The organism is Aeromonas sp. 25-248 (assembly GCF_053005425.1).
The window spans coordinates 1-16,371 of record NZ_JBRKTB010000017.1; the positions used below are offsets into that span (position 1 = coordinate 1).

At 63.6% G+C, this 16,371-nt stretch carries 14 protein-coding genes; 9 read left to right on the forward strand and 5 right to left on the reverse strand.

Annotated elements, in window-relative coordinates; all coding sequences use genetic code 11:
• Positions 1–335 precede the first annotated feature (335 nt).
• A complete protein-coding gene (locus tag ACVDHI_RS18345; protein ID WP_041214071.1) occupies positions 336–668 on the reverse strand; it encodes a cupin domain-containing protein in 333 nt (110 codons plus the stop codon).
• Between the two features lie 206 nt (positions 669–874).
• Between ACVDHI_RS18345 and ACVDHI_RS18350 the strand changes: the two genes are divergently transcribed.
• The 4 genes from ACVDHI_RS18350 to dhaM all read left to right on the forward strand — a co-directional run bounded on the left by ACVDHI_RS18350 (position 875) and on the right by dhaM (position 4,889).
• On the forward strand, positions 875–2,233 hold the full coding sequence (locus ACVDHI_RS18350) for an NCS2 family permease (RefSeq protein WP_010675944.1): 1,359 nt from the start codon (positions 875–877) through the stop codon (positions 2,231–2,233).
• Between the two features lie 228 nt (positions 2,234–2,461).
• On the forward strand, positions 2,462–3,532 hold the full coding sequence (dhaK, locus tag ACVDHI_RS18355; RefSeq protein WP_202016945.1) for a dihydroxyacetone kinase subunit DhaK: 1,071 nt from the start codon (positions 2,462–2,464) through the stop codon (positions 3,530–3,532).
• 9 nt (positions 3,533–3,541) lie between these two features.
• Entirely contained in the window at positions 3,542–4,171 is a 630-nt protein-coding gene (gene dhaL, locus ACVDHI_RS18360; protein WP_016352257.1) for a dihydroxyacetone kinase subunit DhaL, read from the forward strand.
• 1 nt (position 4,172) lies between these two features.
• The gene (gene dhaM / locus ACVDHI_RS18365; RefSeq protein WP_114523232.1) at positions 4,173–4,889 is read left to right on the forward strand and encodes a dihydroxyacetone kinase phosphoryl donor subunit DhaM; all 717 of its coding nucleotides are present in this window, start codon (positions 4,173–4,175) and stop codon (positions 4,887–4,889) included.
• Between the two features lie 60 nt (positions 4,890–4,949).
• On the opposite strand, the gene dhaR is transcribed toward dhaM, so the two are convergent.
• Complete coding sequence (gene dhaR, locus ACVDHI_RS18370) at positions 4,950–6,851, reverse strand: dihydroxyacetone kinase operon transcriptional regulator DhaR (protein WP_290435540.1); 1,902 nt, start codon at positions 6,849–6,851, stop codon at positions 4,950–4,952.
• 72 nt (positions 6,852–6,923) lie between these two features.
• The gene (locus ACVDHI_RS18375) at positions 6,924–7,817 is read right to left on the reverse strand and encodes a LysR family transcriptional regulator (protein ID WP_010675939.1); all 894 of its coding nucleotides are present in this window, start codon (positions 7,815–7,817) and stop codon (positions 6,924–6,926) included.
• Between the two features lie 116 nt (positions 7,818–7,933).
• On the opposite strand from ACVDHI_RS18375, the gene ACVDHI_RS18380 reads away from it, so the two are divergent.
• The 5 genes from ACVDHI_RS18380 (at position 7,934) to ACVDHI_RS18400 (ending at position 13,622) form a co-directional block, all read left to right on the forward strand.
• Entirely contained in the window at positions 7,934–8,986 is a 1,053-nt protein-coding gene (locus tag ACVDHI_RS18380) for an agmatine deiminase family protein (RefSeq protein WP_447212379.1), read from the forward strand.
• A 132-nt stretch (positions 8,987–9,118) separates the two neighbouring features.
• Positions 9,119–10,018 (forward strand): N-carbamoylputrescine amidase, encoded by a 900-nt coding sequence (gene aguB, locus ACVDHI_RS18385; RefSeq protein WP_447212380.1) that lies wholly within the window; start codon positions 9,119–9,121, stop codon positions 10,016–10,018.
• On the forward strand, positions 10,015–11,124 hold the full coding sequence (locus tag ACVDHI_RS18390) for an extracellular solute-binding protein (RefSeq protein WP_447212381.1): 1,110 nt from the start codon (positions 10,015–10,017) through the stop codon (positions 11,122–11,124). The genes aguB and ACVDHI_RS18390 overlap by 4 nt, the downstream gene beginning before the upstream one ends.
• A 16-nt stretch (positions 11,125–11,140) precedes the next feature.
• Positions 11,141–12,262, forward strand: coding sequence for an agmatine deiminase family protein (locus ACVDHI_RS18395; protein WP_447212382.1), 1,122 nt, complete (start codon positions 11,141–11,143; stop codon positions 12,260–12,262).
• Positions 12,263–12,680: 418 nt separating this feature from the next.
• Positions 12,681–13,622, forward strand: a complete 942-nt coding sequence (locus tag ACVDHI_RS18400) for a hypothetical protein (RefSeq protein WP_447212383.1) — start codon at positions 12,681–12,683, stop codon at positions 13,620–13,622.
• Between the two features lie 255 nt (positions 13,623–13,877).
• On the opposite strand, the gene ydiK is transcribed toward ACVDHI_RS18400, so the two are convergent.
• Positions 13,878–14,963 (reverse strand): AI-2E family transporter YdiK, encoded by a 1,086-nt coding sequence (gene ydiK / locus ACVDHI_RS18405; RefSeq protein WP_164884708.1) that lies wholly within the window; start codon positions 14,961–14,963, stop codon positions 13,878–13,880.
• Between the two features lie 9 nt (positions 14,964–14,972).
• Positions 14,973–16,349: a bifunctional NUDIX hydrolase/phosphatase PAP2 family protein gene (locus ACVDHI_RS18410; RefSeq protein WP_447212384.1), complete on the reverse strand. Its 1,377-nt coding sequence runs from the start codon at positions 16,347–16,349 to the stop codon at positions 14,973–14,975.
• Positions 16,350–16,371: the final 22 nt, after the last annotated feature.

The window sequence follows — 16,371 nt, forward strand, 5'->3', positions numbered from 1 at the left end:
AGAATACCGGCCTGTCACGCCGGGGGTCGCGGGTTCGAGTCCCGTCCGCTCCGCCACTAAATTGAAAGGCCTTCCCTATCGGGAAGGCCTTTTTGCTTTCTGGCGTCGGGATAAGAGCTCAGGGAACAAGAGGCAACCACCAGGGCTGCGATTTGCCACTGGCAACTTTGTCCCGCTCCTGTTGTCCCTTGTACTTGAGTTGGACTTTGTCCGTCTCTGCGTCCGTTATGCCACTAACAAGAAGCCCAGTCGACAGACTGGGCTTTTTTTCGTCTCCACGCTCTCCTCTTCGATCTTCACAGCAGAAGCCATGGCCTTCTGGAGTCGTAAGCTTGCTAGTAATAGACGCAGAGCCAGATGGTTGTCTCGGTCGGATGGGTCCACTCCACCCTGTGCTGAAGGTGCGCCGGGATGTTGATGTAATCCCCCGGCCCCAGATGGACGCGTTCCTGTACCCCGGTATCCGGTGTGATGAAGACCAGGATGGCCTCTCCCTGCACCAGCAATACCCATTCGTGTTCATCCTGATCGAACCACTCTCCGGTAGGGGTCTGCTGCCCCTGGGAGAGGATGCGCTCGATACGAACATTGTTGGTACTGACCAGATCCGCGAACACTTCACTGGGCAGGGGGGAGGGGATCTGGCCAAGCAGGTTGCCTGTGTGCATGGGCTTCTCTCCGGTAGATGGGAACGTGGCTAGCTAAGAGTGTAGAAGCTTGGGATGGGCCGCTCTCATGGAAAATGAGGCCTCCAATGAGCCCTTTTATGAAAAACTTCGGGGAAATGGGGGCTTATCCGCTGCAATCTCGCCAAATTCTTGCTATTTTGCGCGCCAGCAAGCAAACGATTTCCTTCACACTTTCAGGATGAACTATGGCAACGCAACAAACGACGGCCCGCGCCGGCAATGGCGGGTTTCTGGATTCCTATTTCTCCATCAGCCAGCGTGGCAGCACGGTGCGACAGGAGCTGCTGGCCGGGTTGACCACCTTCCTGGCGATGGTCTACAGCATCATCGTCGTGCCGAACATGCTGGGCGCAGCCGGTTTTGAGCAGGGCCCGGTGTTTGTGGCGACCTGTCTGATCGCCGCCTTCGGCTCCCTGCTGATGGGGCTCTGGGCCAAGCTGCCGATGGCCATCGGTTGTGCCATCTCTCTCACCGCCTTTACCGCCTTCAGCCTGGTGCTGGGTCAGGGGCTGAGCATTCCGGTTGCCCTTGGCGCCATCTTCCTGATGGGGGTGCTGTTCACCCTGATCAGTGTCACCGGCGTGCGCCAGTGGATCCTGGACAACCTCCCCTCCGGCATCGCCCACGGTACCGGCATCGGTATCGGCCTGTTCCTGCTGCTGATCGCCACCAACGGGGTCGGCATGGTGATCAAGAATGAAGGGGCTGGCCTGCCGGTGCAGCTCGGCGAGATCACCGCCTTCCCGGTCATCATGACGGTGCTGGGTCTGGCTGCCATCTTCGGCCTGGAGCGCCGCAAGGTGCCGGGCGGCATCCTGATGGTGATCATCGCCATCTCCATCCTCGGCCTTATCTTCGATCCGAAAGTGACCTGGCAGGGCTTCTTCGCCATGCCGAGCCTGAGTGGCGAGAATGGCTCCCTGGTGGGCAGCATGGATCTGCTGGGCGCCCTCAATCCGGTGGTGATTCCGACCGTGTTGGCCCTGGTGATGACCGCCGTGTTTGACGCCACCGGCACCATCCGTGCCGTGGCCGGTCAGGCTGGCCTCATCAACGAGCGTGGTCACATCATCAGCGGTGGCAAGGCCCTGACTGCGGACTCCGTCAGCAGCATGGTGGCGGGCGTGGTAGGTGGTGCTCCGGCAGCCGTCTACATCGAATCCGCCGCAGGGACCGCTGCCGGCGGCAAGACAGGTCTGACCGCCACCCTGGTCGGCGTGCTCTTCCTGCTGATGATCTTCCTCTCCCCGCTGAGCTATCTGGTACCGGCCTACGCCACCGCACCGGCCCTGATGTATGTGGGCCTGCTGATGCTGGGCAACGTCACCAAGCTGGACTTCAACGACTCGGTCGATGCCCTCTCCGGCATGCTGTGCGCCGTCTTCATCGTGCTCACCTGCAACATCGTCACCGGCATCATGCTGGGCTTCGTGGCCCTGGTGGTCGGCCGCCTGTTTGCCGCCGAGTGGAAGAAGCTCAACATCGGTACCGTCATCATCGCCGTGGCCCTGGTGATCTTCTACGCCGGTGGCTGGGCCATCTAATCTTCATACTATCGAGAAGGGCCCTGCGGGGCCCTTTTTCATGGCTGTGAGGCGGCTAACACTTTCCTGGATCTTCCCCATCCGCTCGTTTCAGATTGAAACGTCAGGCTTTGTTTGCTGTTTCAGATCCGAACCGAAACCCCTGTCATTTTTATCCCCCTATGGCTCGCTAGACTGGCTCCATCAACCATCTGTCCACCCGTGTGGTGGCAAGCCAAGGAGTGAGCCATGAAGAAGCTGATCAACGCCGTCGATGCCGTGGTCCGTGAACAACTGATGGGGATGGCCGCTGCCCACCCCGAGCTCAAGGTGCGAATCGAACCCCACTACATCACCCGCGCCGATTCCCCCGTGACGGGCAAGGTGGCGCTGGTCTCCGGTGGCGGCAGCGGCCACGAGCCCATGCACGGTGGCCTGGTGGGCAAAGGAATGCTGGATGGTGCCTGCCCCGGCGAGATCTTCACGTCCCCGACCCCGGATCAGATGTACGAGTGCGGTCAGGCCGTCGACGGCGGCGCCGGTGTGCTGTTTCTGGTGAAGAACTACACCGGCGACGTGCTCAACTTCGAGACCGCGGTCGAGCTGCTGCACGGTGACGGGGTCAAGGTGGGCTTCGCCCTCATCGATGACGACGTGGCGGTGAAGGACAGCCTCTACACCGCAGGCCGCCGCGGGGTTGCCACGACAGTGCTGTGCGAGAAGCTGGTCGGTGCCGCCGCCGAGGCGGGCTACGATCTGGCGCGCTGCGAGGCGTTGGCCCGTCGCATCAACAACCAGAGCCGCACCATAGGCGTGGCCATGCACGCCTGCACCGTGCCTGCTGCCGGCAAGCCCTCCTTCACCCTGGCTGACAACGAGGTGGAGTTCGGCGTTGGCATCCACGGCGAGCCGGGCATCGAGCGCCGTCCCTTCACCGACCTCAACGCCCTGGTGGACGACATGTTCAAGGAGCTGACCGACAACAGCCCCTATGGCCGCACCCTGCGCCACTGGGACAGAGCCACCGGCAGCTGGCAGGAGGAGCACACCTTTATCGAGCCGCTCAATGGGGGTGACAGGGTCATCGTCCTGGTCAACAGCCTCGGCGGCACCCCCATCTCCGAGCTCTACGGCGTCTATGGCCGCCTCGCCACCCTGTGCGAAGAGGCGGGCATCCACCTGGTGCGCAACCTCATCGGCCCCTACTGTACCTCCCTCGACATGACCGGCATCTCCATCACCCTGCTCAAGGTGGATGACGAGCTGATGACCCTGTGGGATGCCCCCGTTCACACCCCCGCCCTGCGGCGCGGCTGCTGAGGAATATTCATGTTAAGCAAGCATCAGATCGTCAACTGGCTGCTCGACTGCGAGCACATCTTCACCGAGCAGCGTGACTACCTCACGGCGCTGGATACCGACATCGGCGACGGCGACCACGGCCTCAACATGCAGCGTGGCTTTACCAAGGTGGCGGAGAAGCTGCCCGCGGTGGCGGACAAAGACATCGGCCAGGTGCTCAAAACCACCGGTATGACATTGCTCTCCTCGGTCGGCGGCGCCAGCGGACCCCTCTACGGCACCTTCTTCATCCGGGCGGCAGCCAGCAGCGATGCCTGCCAGAGCCTGACCCTCGGCCAGCTCGGCAAGATGCTGAGCGACGGGGTGGAGGGGATCGTCTCCCGTGGCCGTGCCGAGCCGGGTGACAAGACCATGTGCGACGCCTGGTGGCCCGCTTTGGCCGCCCTGCAGCAGGCTGAACAACAGGGCCTGCCGCTCCCCGAGGCGCTGGACAAGGCGGTGGCTGCCGCCGCAGCCGGCACCGAGGCCACCATCCAGATGCAGGCCCGCAAGGGGCGCGCCAGCTATCTTGGTGAGCGCAGCATCGGTCATCAGGATGCGGGGGCCACCTCGACCCTGCTGCTGCTGACTGCCCTGCGTGACAGAGCGAGGTTGTGACATGATCGGCATCGTAGTGGTCTCTCACAGCGCCATGCTTGCGGCCGGTTTGAAAGCCCTGGCCGATCAGCTCGGCAGCCCGGCGAAACTGTTGCTGGCGGCCGGGGTCGATGACCCCGCCCATCCCATCGGCACTGACGCCATCGCCGTGATGAGTGCGATGGAAGAGGCGGATGACGGCAGCGGCGTGCTGGTGCTGATGGACTTGGGCAGCGCCCTCCTGAGTGCGGAGACCGCCCTCGAGCTGCTGCCCCCCGAGCTGAGCGCCCGGGTGCGGCTCAGCCCCGCCCCGCTGGTCGAGGGCACTCTGGCGGCGGTGGTGGCCGCTGGCGCAGGCCTGACGCTGGACGAGGTAGCCGCCGAGGCGCTTGGCGCCCTGGGCCCGAAACAGGGAATGCTGCCTGCCAGTGCGGCGCAGGCCACCACGGAGGCAGCCCCCGTTGCCGACGACGGCTGGTTGCGCTGCGAGGTGGTAGTCGATAACCCCCACGGCCTGCATGTGCGCCCCGCCGCCCGGCTGGTCGCGGCACTCAAGCCCTTTGCCGCTGAACTCAGGCTGCAAAAGGGGGAGAAAGAGGCGAATCCCCGCAGCCTGAGCCGGCTCGCCATGCTCGATGTGCGCCAGGGGGACAGGCTCATCCTGCTGGCGCGAGGGGAGGATGCCGGGGCGGCGCTGAGCTGCTTCCAGCAACTGGCGCGAGATCGCTTCGGCGACTGAAACATTCCCCCATCCGGGCCCCGTCACGACGGGGCCCGCTTTTTTTGAGGGGCGTTCTGGTCAGTGGTGGTAGTCGGCGGGATCGATGTCGAGCAGTTTGAGTCGCCGCCAGAGGGTGGTGCGGCTGATCCCGAGCTGGCGCGCCATCTGGCTGACCTGGCCCTTGCTGGCACGGGCGGCCCGCAGGATTGCCTGATGCTCCAGCTCCGCCAGGGTGAGCAGCGGCTGTCCCACCACCTCGTCCGCCAGCAGGCAATGACCCTGGCGGATGGCGGCCGGGAGCGCCCGGGGCGGGATCTGTGCCTCACTGCAATGCAGCAGGGCGTACTCGATGGCGCTGCGCAGCTCCCCCAGGTTGCCGGGCCAGGGGTAGGCCAGCAGGCAGTCGAGGGCGTCAGGGGTGAACTGGCGCCCCGATTCGCCCCCCTGCACCGTCAGGTGCTGGCGGATGAGGCCAGGCAGATCAGCGCTGCGCTCCCGCAGGCTCGGCAGCCAGAGTTCGCACCCTTGCAGCGCATAGAGCAGCTGGCGCCCGAATCCCCCCTCCTGCACCCGCTGCTCCAGCGGGGCGCTGCTGGTCGCGATGATCCTCACCCTGAGGGGCAGGATGCGGGCGGAGTCGAAGCGCTGGATGCGCCCCGTCTTGAGCAGTTGCAGCAGGGCGGCCTGCATGGGGGCGGGCAGGCACTCCACCTGCTCCAGCACTAGCGTGCCACCGTGAGCCAGCTCGAACTTGCCTGCCCGCTCCTGCCCCGCCTCGTCGGACCCCATGAGTTCCAGCGCCATCCGCTCCCTCGGCCATGCCTGGCAGTTGAAGATGACCAGGGGGCCGGCGGCTCGCTCGCTGCCAAAGTGGATGGCCTCCGCCAGCTGGGCCTTGCCCACCTCCTCTTCCCCTCGCAGCAGGACGGGGCCCTGTCCCCTGGCTGCCTGGCGGGCGTGGCGCAGCAGTTTGCGCATGGCGCTCGACTCCCCCACCAGGGCGGAGAGCTCGGGCACCGTCTGGCGCAATTGATGAATGGCGCGCAGCCGATCGGTGGGATGGAGCAGGACGATGAAGCTAACCCCGTCCGGCCCCGGCAGGGGCTTGAGGCTCACCAGGGCGTCGATGAAGGCCTCGCCCCGGGTCTCCCGCCGCTCCAGCGTCACCTCCACATGGCTCAGGGGGGTCATCTCCGCGATGGCCAGACGCAGGCGCTGGGGCATCAGCAGATGGTGATCGAGGGGCTGGCCCAGGCAGACAGCCGGGTCGAGTTGCAGCCGACTGGCCGCCAGGGCGTTGAGGTAGCGCAGCCGCCCCTGGGGATCCCAGGCCAGCACGCCGTCTTCCATGCCATCCAACAGGGCATAGAGCTCGCTCAAATGGTGCTGGGACTCCTGCATCAGGCGCTCCATCTGCAGCAGATTGGCCAGCTCACGGCCGGCGCTGACGGTGAGCGCGAGATCCCCCGGCGCGGCCTCTTCCACCCGGCAGATCAGGGCCACGATCGCCACCTGGCGACCGGTGCTGTTGTAGACGGGGCTGGCACAGCAGTGCCAGGGGTGGAGACGCTGGTTGAAGTGCTGGGGGCCGCTGACGCAGAGCGGCACCCCCTCCAGGGCCGCCAGGTTGACGGCATTGGTGCCGATGCGTCCCTCGCTGAAAAACGCGCCTGGGCCAAAACCGAGTGCCGCCAGCGCCTGCAGGGTATCGGGGTGGCCGGTCCGGGCCAGCAGGCAACCGCTCTCGTCGGTGAGCAGCAGGGCGCAGGGGCGCCCCTCCATGAACTCGTAGAGATCCTCCAGCGCCATCTCGCCGGTAGTGAGCAGGTCCCGTTTGCGCTGGCGCAGGCTCTCCAGGGTCTGCCCTCTGGCACAGTGGGGAGGATGCCAGAGGGACGCGCTGGTCTGGTGGGCACAGCGCAGCCAGGAGGCCTGCAGGTGCTCGGGCCAGGACGAGAGGGGCTGGGGAACGGATGGCATGGTCACGGCGATATCCGGCAAAAGGGAAGGGGCCATTTAATCACCCTTGCCGCCCCGATTCAGTGACCGCTCTCAGAGTGTCGCGTCCTGGTCCCGGGTGGCAGCCTCTGCGGCAAACTGCTGCTGGAGCCATTGGCTCACCGCCCGGCACTGGGGGCTGCCTTCGCTCTCCTGATGGATCAGCATGTTCCAGTTCGGCCCGGCCACCCGGTGGGACGAGAGGGGCAGCAGCAACCCCTGTCGGCGTGCGTCGCGAGAGAGCAGCTCGCTCGCCAGCGCCACCCCGAGCCCGGCGCTGGCCGCATCCTGCAACAAGCCGGGATCGGAGAAGTTGAGCCCCTGGGTCTGCAGGTGCAGATCGTCGCCGCCCTTGAGGGTCCAGTGGTGCCAGTCCATCTCCCGCTCCCCGTGCAGGGTGGTGCGCTCCTGCGCGGGCTGTGACAGCACGGCCGGGCTCGCCACCGGCAGCAGCCGATCCGCCAGCAGCGGCTGATGGCGGCATTCCGCCTGGGGAGCCAGCCCCCAGCGCAGCGAAATGTCGATGGTCTGCTCGGCCATGTTCGGCGTGTCGTCGCTGGTGAACAGCCAGAGATCGATGCCCGGATGCTGGGTGTGAAGGTCGGCCAGCCGGGGCAGCAGCCAGAGGCGGGCGATGGCGGTACTGGTGTTGAGCACCAGCTGGTTCGGCTTGCGGTACTGCTCGAGGCGCTGTATTCCCACCGCCAGTTGCAGCAGCACCTGCTGGGTCGTCTCCAGCAGATCCTGGCCCGCGTCGGTCAGGGCGACGGAACGTCCCTGGCGGTGAAACAGAGGCTGGCCAAGCAGCTCCTCCAGCGAGCGGATCTGCTGACTGATGGCAGACTGGGTGAGGTGCAGCTCCTGGGCCGCCTGATGAAAGCTGCCGAGCCTGGCCGCCGCCTCGAAGCCGCGCAGCACGTTGAGAGGGGGCCAGTGTTTGAACATCATTGATTAGCTCCGCTTATCACTTTTATCAAAAATCGATCGTTTGTTACCCATCAACGGGGAGAATAGTCTATTCCCATCGTCAATAACCTTAATAGTACCTAATCAGAGAGGCTGAGATGCGCGAGCAGGGAATGAGGGCTGTGGGCTGGTTCATGCCAGCGGAGTGGTGCCGGCACGCGGCGACCTGGATGGTCTGGCCGCACAACAAGGCGCTGTGGGAAAACGGTTGGGGCGTAACCCTGTCCCAGGTCCAGCAGGACTTCGCCCGGGTGGTCAATGCCATCGCCCGCTTCGAACCGGTGAACCTGGTGGTGGATCCCGCCGCACAGGCCGAGGCTCGCGCCCTGTGCGGCGACGGGGTGCGCTTCATTCCCCTGCCGGTGGATGACAGCTGGTGCCGTGACTCCGGCCCCACCTTCATCTGCCATCCCGAGCTTGGCACCGCCGGGATCAGCTGGCGTTTCAACGCCTGGGGCGGCAAGTCGGCCCACGGTCTGGACGAGGGGCTGGCGCGGCGCGTTCTCAACAGCCTGGAGCTGGAGTGCATCGGCAGCTTCCTCGCCAACGAAGGGGGCGCCATCCATGTGGATGGGGAGGGCACCCTGATCACCACGGAGTCGGTGCTGCTCAACAGCAACCGCAACCCCGGCATGACCAAAGTGGAGATCGAACGGATCTTCAGCCGCCTGCTCGGCATCGAGAAGACTATCTGGCTGCCGGGGGATCCGGACCACGTCACCGGCGACATGACGGACGGTCATGTGGACGGGGTCTGCGCCTTCAGCCGCCCCGGCCACCTGCTGGTGGACGCCACCCTGGACGGGCACTCCACCTATGACCGCGTGGTGCGGGAGAACCGCCGAGCCCTGGCCCTGGCCACCGATGCGAGAGGTCGCTCCTTCGAGTGCCTCGAGCTGTTCGAGGCGAGCGAGGCGGTGGACGCCGAGGCGGAGGTGTTCTGCGCCTCCTACACCAACTTCTACATCGCCAACGGCGCCATCATCATGCCCGCCTACGGCGTAGGCGCGGACGAGGCGGCGGGGGAAGTGCTGAGGCGCGCCTTCCCGAACAGGCAGCTGGTGCCGGTGCGCATCAACCAGTTGGCCCACGGCGGGGGTGGCATTCACTGCATCACCCAGCAGCAGCCGGCCTGGCCGGTGCAGGGGTAAGCGTTTGGAGCGGCCTCGTCAGGCGTCTGCGAGGCCTCATGACGGGATCAGGGAGAAGAGATTCATGAACAAGGTCGTCGCAACCATGCAGTTTGCCTGTCAGGGGGAACGCGTGTCAGGGAGGGTATCCGGATGAGCAAGATCGTCGTCGCCACCACACAATTCGCTTGCAACTGGGAGCTGGAGCGCAATCTGGACACAGCGGAGAGCCTGGTACGGGACGCCGCCGCCAGGGGGGCCAACCTGGTGCTGTTGCAGGAGCTCTTCGCCACCCCCTATTTCTGCATCGAGCAATACCACGGCCATCTGGCGCTGGCGGAGTCGTTCGAGCAGAGCCGGGTGCTGCGCCGCTTCTCGGCCCTGGCGCGGGAGCTGGGGGTGGTGTTGCCCATCAGCTGGTTCGAGCGTGCGGGCAACGCCTGCTTCAACTCCCTGGCGATGGCGGATGCGGATGGTCGCCTGCTCGGGGTCTATCGCAAGACCCATATCCCGAACGCCATCGGCTATCAGGAGAAGGAGTATTTCAGCCCGGGGGATACGGGGTTTCGGGTCTGGGACACGGCCGCTGGCCGCATCGGGGTCGGCATCTGCTGGGATCAGTGGTTCCCGGAGGCGGCCCGCGCCATGGCGCTGCAGGGGGCCGAGCTGCTGCTCTATCCCACCGCCATCGGCTCGGAGCCGGGGGCAGAGGGGCTCGATTCCCGGGATCACTGGCAGCTGACCCAGCGCGGCCACGCCGCCGCCAACATCATGCCGGTGATCGCCGCCAACCGCATCGGACGCGAGGTGGCGACCCGGGATCCCGAGTTGCAGATGCGCTTCTATGGCTCCTCCTTCATCACGGATCACAAGGGGGTCCTGCTGGCCGAGGCGGACAGGGATACCCCGGGCGTGCTGGTGCGGGAGCTGGATCTCGCCGCCATGGCCGAGGAGCGGCTGACCTGGGGCATCTACCGGGATCGCCGCCCCGAGATGTATGGCGCCTTGCTGAGCCTGGATGGGCAGGGCCAGCGGGGAGGGCGTCCATCATGAGCGCCTTGACCAAGATAGCCACGGCACTGGCCCTGCTGCTGGGTCTGGGGGCCCAGGCCGCAGAAGGGGCGGGGGAGGCGACAGAGGAGAAGGTGCTGCGCCTCTACAACTGGTCCGATTATTTCGCCCCCGATACCCTGAGCGAATTCACCCGGGAGACCGGGATCCGGGTCATCTACGACGTGATGGACAGCAGCGAGACCCTGGAGGCCAAGCTGATGGCGGGTCGCAGCGGGTATGACCTCATCTTCCCGGGGGACACGGTGGCGGAGCGGCTGATGCGGGCGGGCAGCCTGCAGCCCCTCGACAAGGGCAAGCTGCAACTCCTGGGGGACATAGACCCCGGCCTGGCGCGGTTGCAGCAGGCCTATCCCCATGCGAAGGAGGCCGTGGTGCCCTACACCTGGGGCACCATAGGGCTCACCTACAATGCGGACGCTATCAAGCAGCGGATGCCGGATGCCCCGGTCAGCAGCCTGGACATGCTGTTCAAGCCCGAGCTGGCGGCGAAATTTGCAGATTGCGGCATCTCGGTCATCGACTCCCCGGACGAGGTGCTGGCGGTGGTGCTGCACTATCTTGGGCGGGATCCCCGCAGCGGCAAGGCGGACGATCTGGAGGCGGCCCTGGCCCTGCTCAAGGGGATCAAGCCCTATATCCGCAAGTTCCAGTCCCAGCCGGTGACTCAGCTGGTGAACGGGGATCTCTGCCTCTCCCTGGGCTACAGCGGCGACATGACCCAGGCCAGGCGCGCCGCCGCCGAGGCGGGCAAGCGGGTCGACTTCGAATACCGATTGCCGAAGGAGGGGAGCACCATCTGGATGGACACCATGGCGATCCCGGCGGATGCCCCCCATCCTGACTATGCCTATGCCTTTATCAACTTCGTGATGCGCCCGGCCAACATGGCGGCCATCACCAACAGCACCGGTTATCCGACTGCCAGTGCCAAGGCCAGACCCATGGTGGATGCCACCATGACGGCCAACCCGGATATCTACCTGGACGAGGCCAGCTACCAGCGGCTCATTCCGGGTCAGGATATAGCACAATCCCAGATGCGTGCCCGCATGCGAGCCTGGACTCGCTTCAAGAGCAGCCTCTGAACCCAGGAGTAGAACGATGTTTTCCCGACGCCACGTATTGAAACAACTGGTCGCCCTCGGCGCCATTGCCGGGTTTGGCAGCCTGCCCGGTGCCCGCGCGGCCTTCGCCGCCGGCGAACCCGGCGCCGCTGCTCGCTACCACATGCCGGAGGAGTCCTCCCCCCAGGCCCTGGTGTGGGTGGCCTTCGGGGCCACCAGCGAGATCTGGGGTCGCCACTACAAGGAGGTGCAGGCCACCATAGGGCGGCTGGTGCAGGCCATGGTGCCCTACACCCGGGTCAACGTGCTCTGCCATGAGGATGACGAGGCGCTGGCGCGCCAGTTGTGCGGCGAGCGCAACACCCACTTCGTCCACGCCGAGATGGATGACATCTGGCTGCGGGATACCGGCGGCGTCTTCGTGCAGGACGAGCAGGGGGCGCTCGGGCTGGTGGACTTCAACTTCAACGGCTGGGGTGACAAGCAGGAGCACAGCCATGACGCCAGGGTCGCCGCCCTGGTGGGCCGGCAGACCGATGCCTATTACCTGCAGAGCGAGCTCATCGGTGAGGGGGGCGGCATCGAGGTGGATGGCAACGGCACCGCCATCATGACCGAGAGCAGCTGGATCAACAGCAACCGCAACCCCGGCCTCACCAAGGCGCAGGTGGAGGCGGAGCTCAAGGCCAACCTGGGGCTGCGCAAGATCATCTGGCTGCCGGGGATCAAGGGCCGCGACATCACGGATGCCCACGTGGACTTCTACGCCCGCTTCGTGCGCCCCGGGGTGGTGGTGATCAACATGGACAACGATCCCGACTCCTACGACTACAAGGTGACCCGCCAGCACCTCGCCATCCTGCAGCAGGCGACGGACGCCGACGGCAACAAGCTGGAGCTGCATCAGCTGCCGCCGCCTCTGGGCGGGCGGGACAACAAGTTCAGCCGCAGCCCGGACTTTGCCGCCGGTTACATCAACTACCTGCCCATCAACGGCGCCGTCATCGCCCCCCAGTTCGGCGATGCCAAGGCCGATCGTCATTGCCGGGATCTGCTGGCCCGCCTCTATCCGGGCCGCAAGGTGGTGCAGATAGACATAGACCCGGTGGCCGCCGGGGGCGGCGGCATTCACTGCATCACATTGCATCAGCCTGCCTGACCATTATCTACAGACTCATGACCTGGGGCGTTGCGACGCCCCGGGTTATATCACCATGCCAATCCCCCCTCTGACCTGCTGCAGCCCTGTATCTTGACCAGCGATGCCATATTGTGTGTCACATCACTCACACTCCTGAGTTATTCAAGAAGAGGAGGTTGGGTGGTGCTTTCCATTGACGTTCCTTAAGTGTATTTTCCTCGGTAGTAAAAATAGAGCCAAAAGATGATATTGAGATAATACGTTCAGCACCAGAGGCAGGCCGGTAACATTGTGATTTAAAATAAATTTTTCGTGACAGTGATCAGGGCGGTCCGGAGTGATATGGAAGGTTCTATTATTGGATTAGTACCACCTTCCATCTAATCACTCTTATAAACTTCACTAGCATATTGTTCCATCAAGAAGGTAGTTGGATATGGTTATAGATATTCCAAGTAAGGACGATTTTTTCAACATGGGTGATTCGTTGTTGAATTCTGCATGGGACAATTTAATTGCTTTACTGAAAGATTACAGCGAGTACGAATTTGTAGGTTGTGAAGATGGGTTTGAAAAAGTCTTCTTTTTACATGCTAAACCCAAGCTAATGTCATCATTTACACTTGTTCAGCAAGCTGTCGAGTTTTACCTAAAAGGAAAAATCGCAGAAGTTTCACCTTATATACTAATTTCGAATGACTCACGGAATTGGCCAAAAGCCGCTGACAAATCTGATATTGATTTTTCAGAATTTAGGACAATAGATGCTCAAGATTTAGTGAAGATACATAATACATTTTCAGAAACCAAACTAAATGAACCATTCAAGGAATGGTTTAACGAAATGCGAAGTATCCGTAACAAGATCATGCATTCCGTCAGTTCACAAGAATTTATCAAGCCTACTAATCTGGCCGAAGCGATTTTAACTGCTCACAGTCATTTTTTCGGTGCAAAGCAATGGATAAGGTCTCGTTTTATCTACCACCTAAACTCTCCAAGTAATCGAATAGAGTTTATGACAGAGCATGAGAAAGAAGGCTACAGGTATTTCGAAATTCACGAAGAGATATCTATCGCAGTAAAAGCCCTAAAGCCAAGCGCAGTTGAAAAGTTTTTTGGCTTTAACAAAAAAGCTAAAGCCATGGAGTGTAATTTTTGTGAGGAACACTTCGAAAACATTGCGTTTTATGATCATGGGCGCTGGCGAACTCACTTAATTGATACGCTGATACAATCTGACATCAATAAACATTCATATACCTGTATTATTTGCGAAAATACTCTGGATGTTTTTGATGCGCAGTGTGTCGAATGTAGGAATACAAAAATTAATGTTGAAAGCGGACTTTGTGTCTGGTGTAAAAACGATCTTTGAAATAGGACTGCAAGATTAATTACAGCCCGTAGGTTCGATTAGCCGTAAGGGGTAATCGGACGTTCGCGTAAATCAATTCTCCCGCTATAACAGCCATCCAGATTTCCCTGCTGACAGATGCCGATGATTCATGGACACACCGGACAGCGGCATCTCGATCGTCCGATTACGCTTCGCTAATCGAACCTGCATGGGACGGTAATAAACAAAAGAGCCGCCCTGGGGCGGCTCTTTGCATCGGGGATGAATGAATCGTCACGGCGCCTTGGGAGGCTCCACCAGAGCGCTCGCCGGTTGGTCATCTTCCTTGATCCAGGCATCCAGCAGGGTGTAACCCACCGCCAGCACCACGGGGCCGATGAAGAGCCCGATGATCCCCATGGCCAGCAGGCCGCCGATGACCCCCACCAGAATGAGGATGAGGGGGAGGTCGGCCCCGCGCTTGATGAGGAAGGGGCGCAGGAAGTTGTCCATGGTGCCCGCCAGCAGGGACCAGACCAGCAGGAAGGTGCCCCAGGTGGTGTCCCCGCTCCAGTAGAGGTAGCCGACGCTGGCCAGCAGCACCGGGAAGGGGCCTATCTGGGCGACGATCAGCAGGAACATCAGCACCACCAGCACCATGACATAGGGAATGCCGGCGATGAGCAGGCCCAGGCCCGCCACCGAGGATTGCACCAGGGCGGTCACCACCACCCCCATGGCGACGGCACGGATGGCCTGGGAGGCGAGCACCACCGCATTGTCACCGCGCTGGCCCGCCAGACGGTGGGCGAAGCGGCGAATGCCTTCTGCCGCCTTCTCCCCCGAGTGGTAGAGCAGGCCGCAGATGGCCACGGTCAGCAGGAAGTGGACGAACAGCAGGCCGAGGTTGCCCGCCTGGGCCGCCAGCCAGCGGGCGGTCTGGCCGAAGTAGGGGGCCAGCTTGGTGAACAGTACCTGGCCGCCGCTCGCCAGGATCTGCTGCCAGAAGTCGTAGAGTTTGTCGCCCACCAGGGGCACTTGTTGCAACCAGAGCAGCTCGGGGGGCGGGGATTGGCTGAGCTCGGTGCCCAGCTCGATGAGCATGGGGGCCTTCTCCGCCACGTTGGCCAGCGTCATGAAGAGGGGAATGACAAAGATGAGCAGCAAGATGCTGGTCATCAGCAACGCCGCCAGGGTGCGCTTGCCCCACAGCAGGCGCTGGGCCATCTGCATCAGGGGCCAGGTGGCGATGGTGATCATGGTGGACCACACCAGGGCGGGCAGGAAGGGGCGCAAGACCATGAAGCACGAGATGATGAGCAGGCTGAGGAACAGCAAGCCCAGGGTGATCTTGGCCAAATCCACTTTTTTCATATTCATGGCATTCCCTTAACGAGGGGTTGAGCGCCCGGTTCGGGCACCGTGACGGATAGCGGACAACGACCACCAGAGCCCGGCGCTGAGCCAGAACCCCAGGCAGCCAAAGAGCCACCCTTGTCCCGCGAGGATCAGCAGAGAGCTGCTGGTGAGCGCGGGCACCAGGAACAGGAGCCCTGCCACGACCAGCCCCCCTGCCAGGGTCAGCAGCGCGGCGGGCAGGGCGGGGGTGGGGCTCCGTTCGAGTGATAGCAGATTACCCGATACCAGCCCCAGGGTGAACATGGCAAGCCCGGCCAGGGCGGTGGACTGGGTGAGCCAGGCCGAGAGGGCGCTGGCGATGAGCACCCCGGCCCAGGGGATCGGGCGTGCCGCCAGCTTCGCCAGCGGGGCGCGCAGTGCCAGCAGCAGGGCCCCCAGGGCAAGGCCGGCCACCACATCCGAGAGGAAGTGGACCCCCAGCCAGACTCGGGCCAGCCCGGCCACGCCGGCCAGCAACAGGGCCAGCAGGGCCCCCTGCCAAACCCGCAGTGCCGGCAGCCAGCCAAGCAGCAGGCCCCAGTAGAGCAGGGTCGAGGCGGCGTGGCCGCTCGGCATGCCGAAGCCCTGGGCACTCTGGCGGGCCAGCTCGGGTTGCAGGTGGAAGGGCCTGGGCCAGCCGATGCCCGCCTTGAGCAGGTTCACCACCAGGGTGAGCAGCACCATGGCAAACAGCAGGTGGCGCAGCCTGGACCAGCCGAGCAGGGGCAGCAGCAAGGGCAGCAGCGCCAGCTGGAAGGGGGCCGAGCCCAGCAGATTGCCCGCCCTGGGCCAGAGCGCATCCGGCCCTAGCCACCGTTGCAGGCGCTGGTTCAGTGGCAACTCGGCGCGGTGCAGCGCACTGGCCGCGTCGCTGAAATCCGTCACCCACAGCACCTGGCTCTCGGGCACCTCAGCCAGCCTCGGGGCTATCCAGTCGAGCTGCGCCGGGAAGCGACGCTGGTCAGGGGGCAGGTCGGCGGCCGCGATCAGCCTGGCGTTCAGGATCTCGCCACCGAGATCCGGGGCCTGGAGCAGGGAGACAAACCCCGTCCCCCGCTGGACCCGCAGGGGCTCCAGGGTCTGGCAGGCGAACACCCTGGCCCGTTGCCAGCGCCCCAGCTCGCCGGTGACGCGACCCTGCAGGCCGGTCTCCTCGAACAGCTCGCGCAGGGCCGCCTGCTCCGGGGTCTCCCCCCTGTCGATGTAACCGCCGCTCAGGCTGTAGCGCGAGGAGAGCCTGTCCTGCACCAGCAGGATCCCTTGCTGGTGGCGGATCACGCAGGCGGCCGCAGAGGGAGGGGATTCGGCGCGGGAGGTGGGCAGGGCACCGCCCAGCAACAGCAGCAGGCAGAAGACGACTCGAAACATGATGACACCCAGGGGCAAGGAG

What these genes read in the sequence shown, in the direction of transcription:
- ACVDHI_RS18345 (WP_041214071.1), bottom strand. Translation starts at nt 668, where the DNA reads ATGCACACAGGCAACCTGCTTGGCCAGATCCCCTCCCCCCTGCCCAGT.
- ACVDHI_RS18350 (WP_010675944.1), top strand. Translation starts at nt 875, where the DNA reads ATGGCAACGCAACAAACGACGGCCCGCGCCGGCAATGGCGGGTTTCTG.
- dhaK (WP_202016945.1), top strand. Translation starts at nt 2,462, where the DNA reads ATGAAGAAGCTGATCAACGCCGTCGATGCCGTGGTCCGTGAACAACTG.
- dhaL (WP_016352257.1), top strand. Translation starts at nt 3,542, where the DNA reads ATGTTAAGCAAGCATCAGATCGTCAACTGGCTGCTCGACTGCGAGCAC.
- dhaM (WP_114523232.1), top strand. Translation starts at nt 4,173, where the DNA reads ATGATCGGCATCGTAGTGGTCTCTCACAGCGCCATGCTTGCGGCCGGT.
- dhaR (WP_290435540.1), bottom strand. Translation starts at nt 6,851, where the DNA reads ATGCCATCCGTTCCCCAGCCCCTCTCGTCCTGGCCCGAGCACCTGCAG.
- ACVDHI_RS18375 (WP_010675939.1), bottom strand. Translation starts at nt 7,817, where the DNA reads ATGATGTTCAAACACTGGCCCCCTCTCAACGTGCTGCGCGGCTTCGAG.
- ACVDHI_RS18380 (WP_447212379.1), top strand. Translation starts at nt 7,934, where the DNA reads ATGCGCGAGCAGGGAATGAGGGCTGTGGGCTGGTTCATGCCAGCGGAG.
- aguB (WP_447212380.1), top strand. Translation starts at nt 9,119, where the DNA reads ATGAGCAAGATCGTCGTCGCCACCACACAATTCGCTTGCAACTGGGAG.
- ACVDHI_RS18390 (WP_447212381.1), top strand. Translation starts at nt 10,015, where the DNA reads ATGAGCGCCTTGACCAAGATAGCCACGGCACTGGCCCTGCTGCTGGGT.
- ACVDHI_RS18395 (WP_447212382.1), top strand. Translation starts at nt 11,141, where the DNA reads ATGTTTTCCCGACGCCACGTATTGAAACAACTGGTCGCCCTCGGCGCC.
- ACVDHI_RS18400 (WP_447212383.1), top strand. Translation starts at nt 12,681, where the DNA reads ATGGTTATAGATATTCCAAGTAAGGACGATTTTTTCAACATGGGTGAT.
- ydiK (WP_164884708.1), bottom strand. Translation starts at nt 14,963, where the DNA reads ATGAATATGAAAAAAGTGGATTTGGCCAAGATCACCCTGGGCTTGCTG.
- ACVDHI_RS18410 (WP_447212384.1), bottom strand. Translation starts at nt 16,349, where the DNA reads ATGTTTCGAGTCGTCTTCTGCCTGCTGCTGTTGCTGGGCGGTGCCCTG.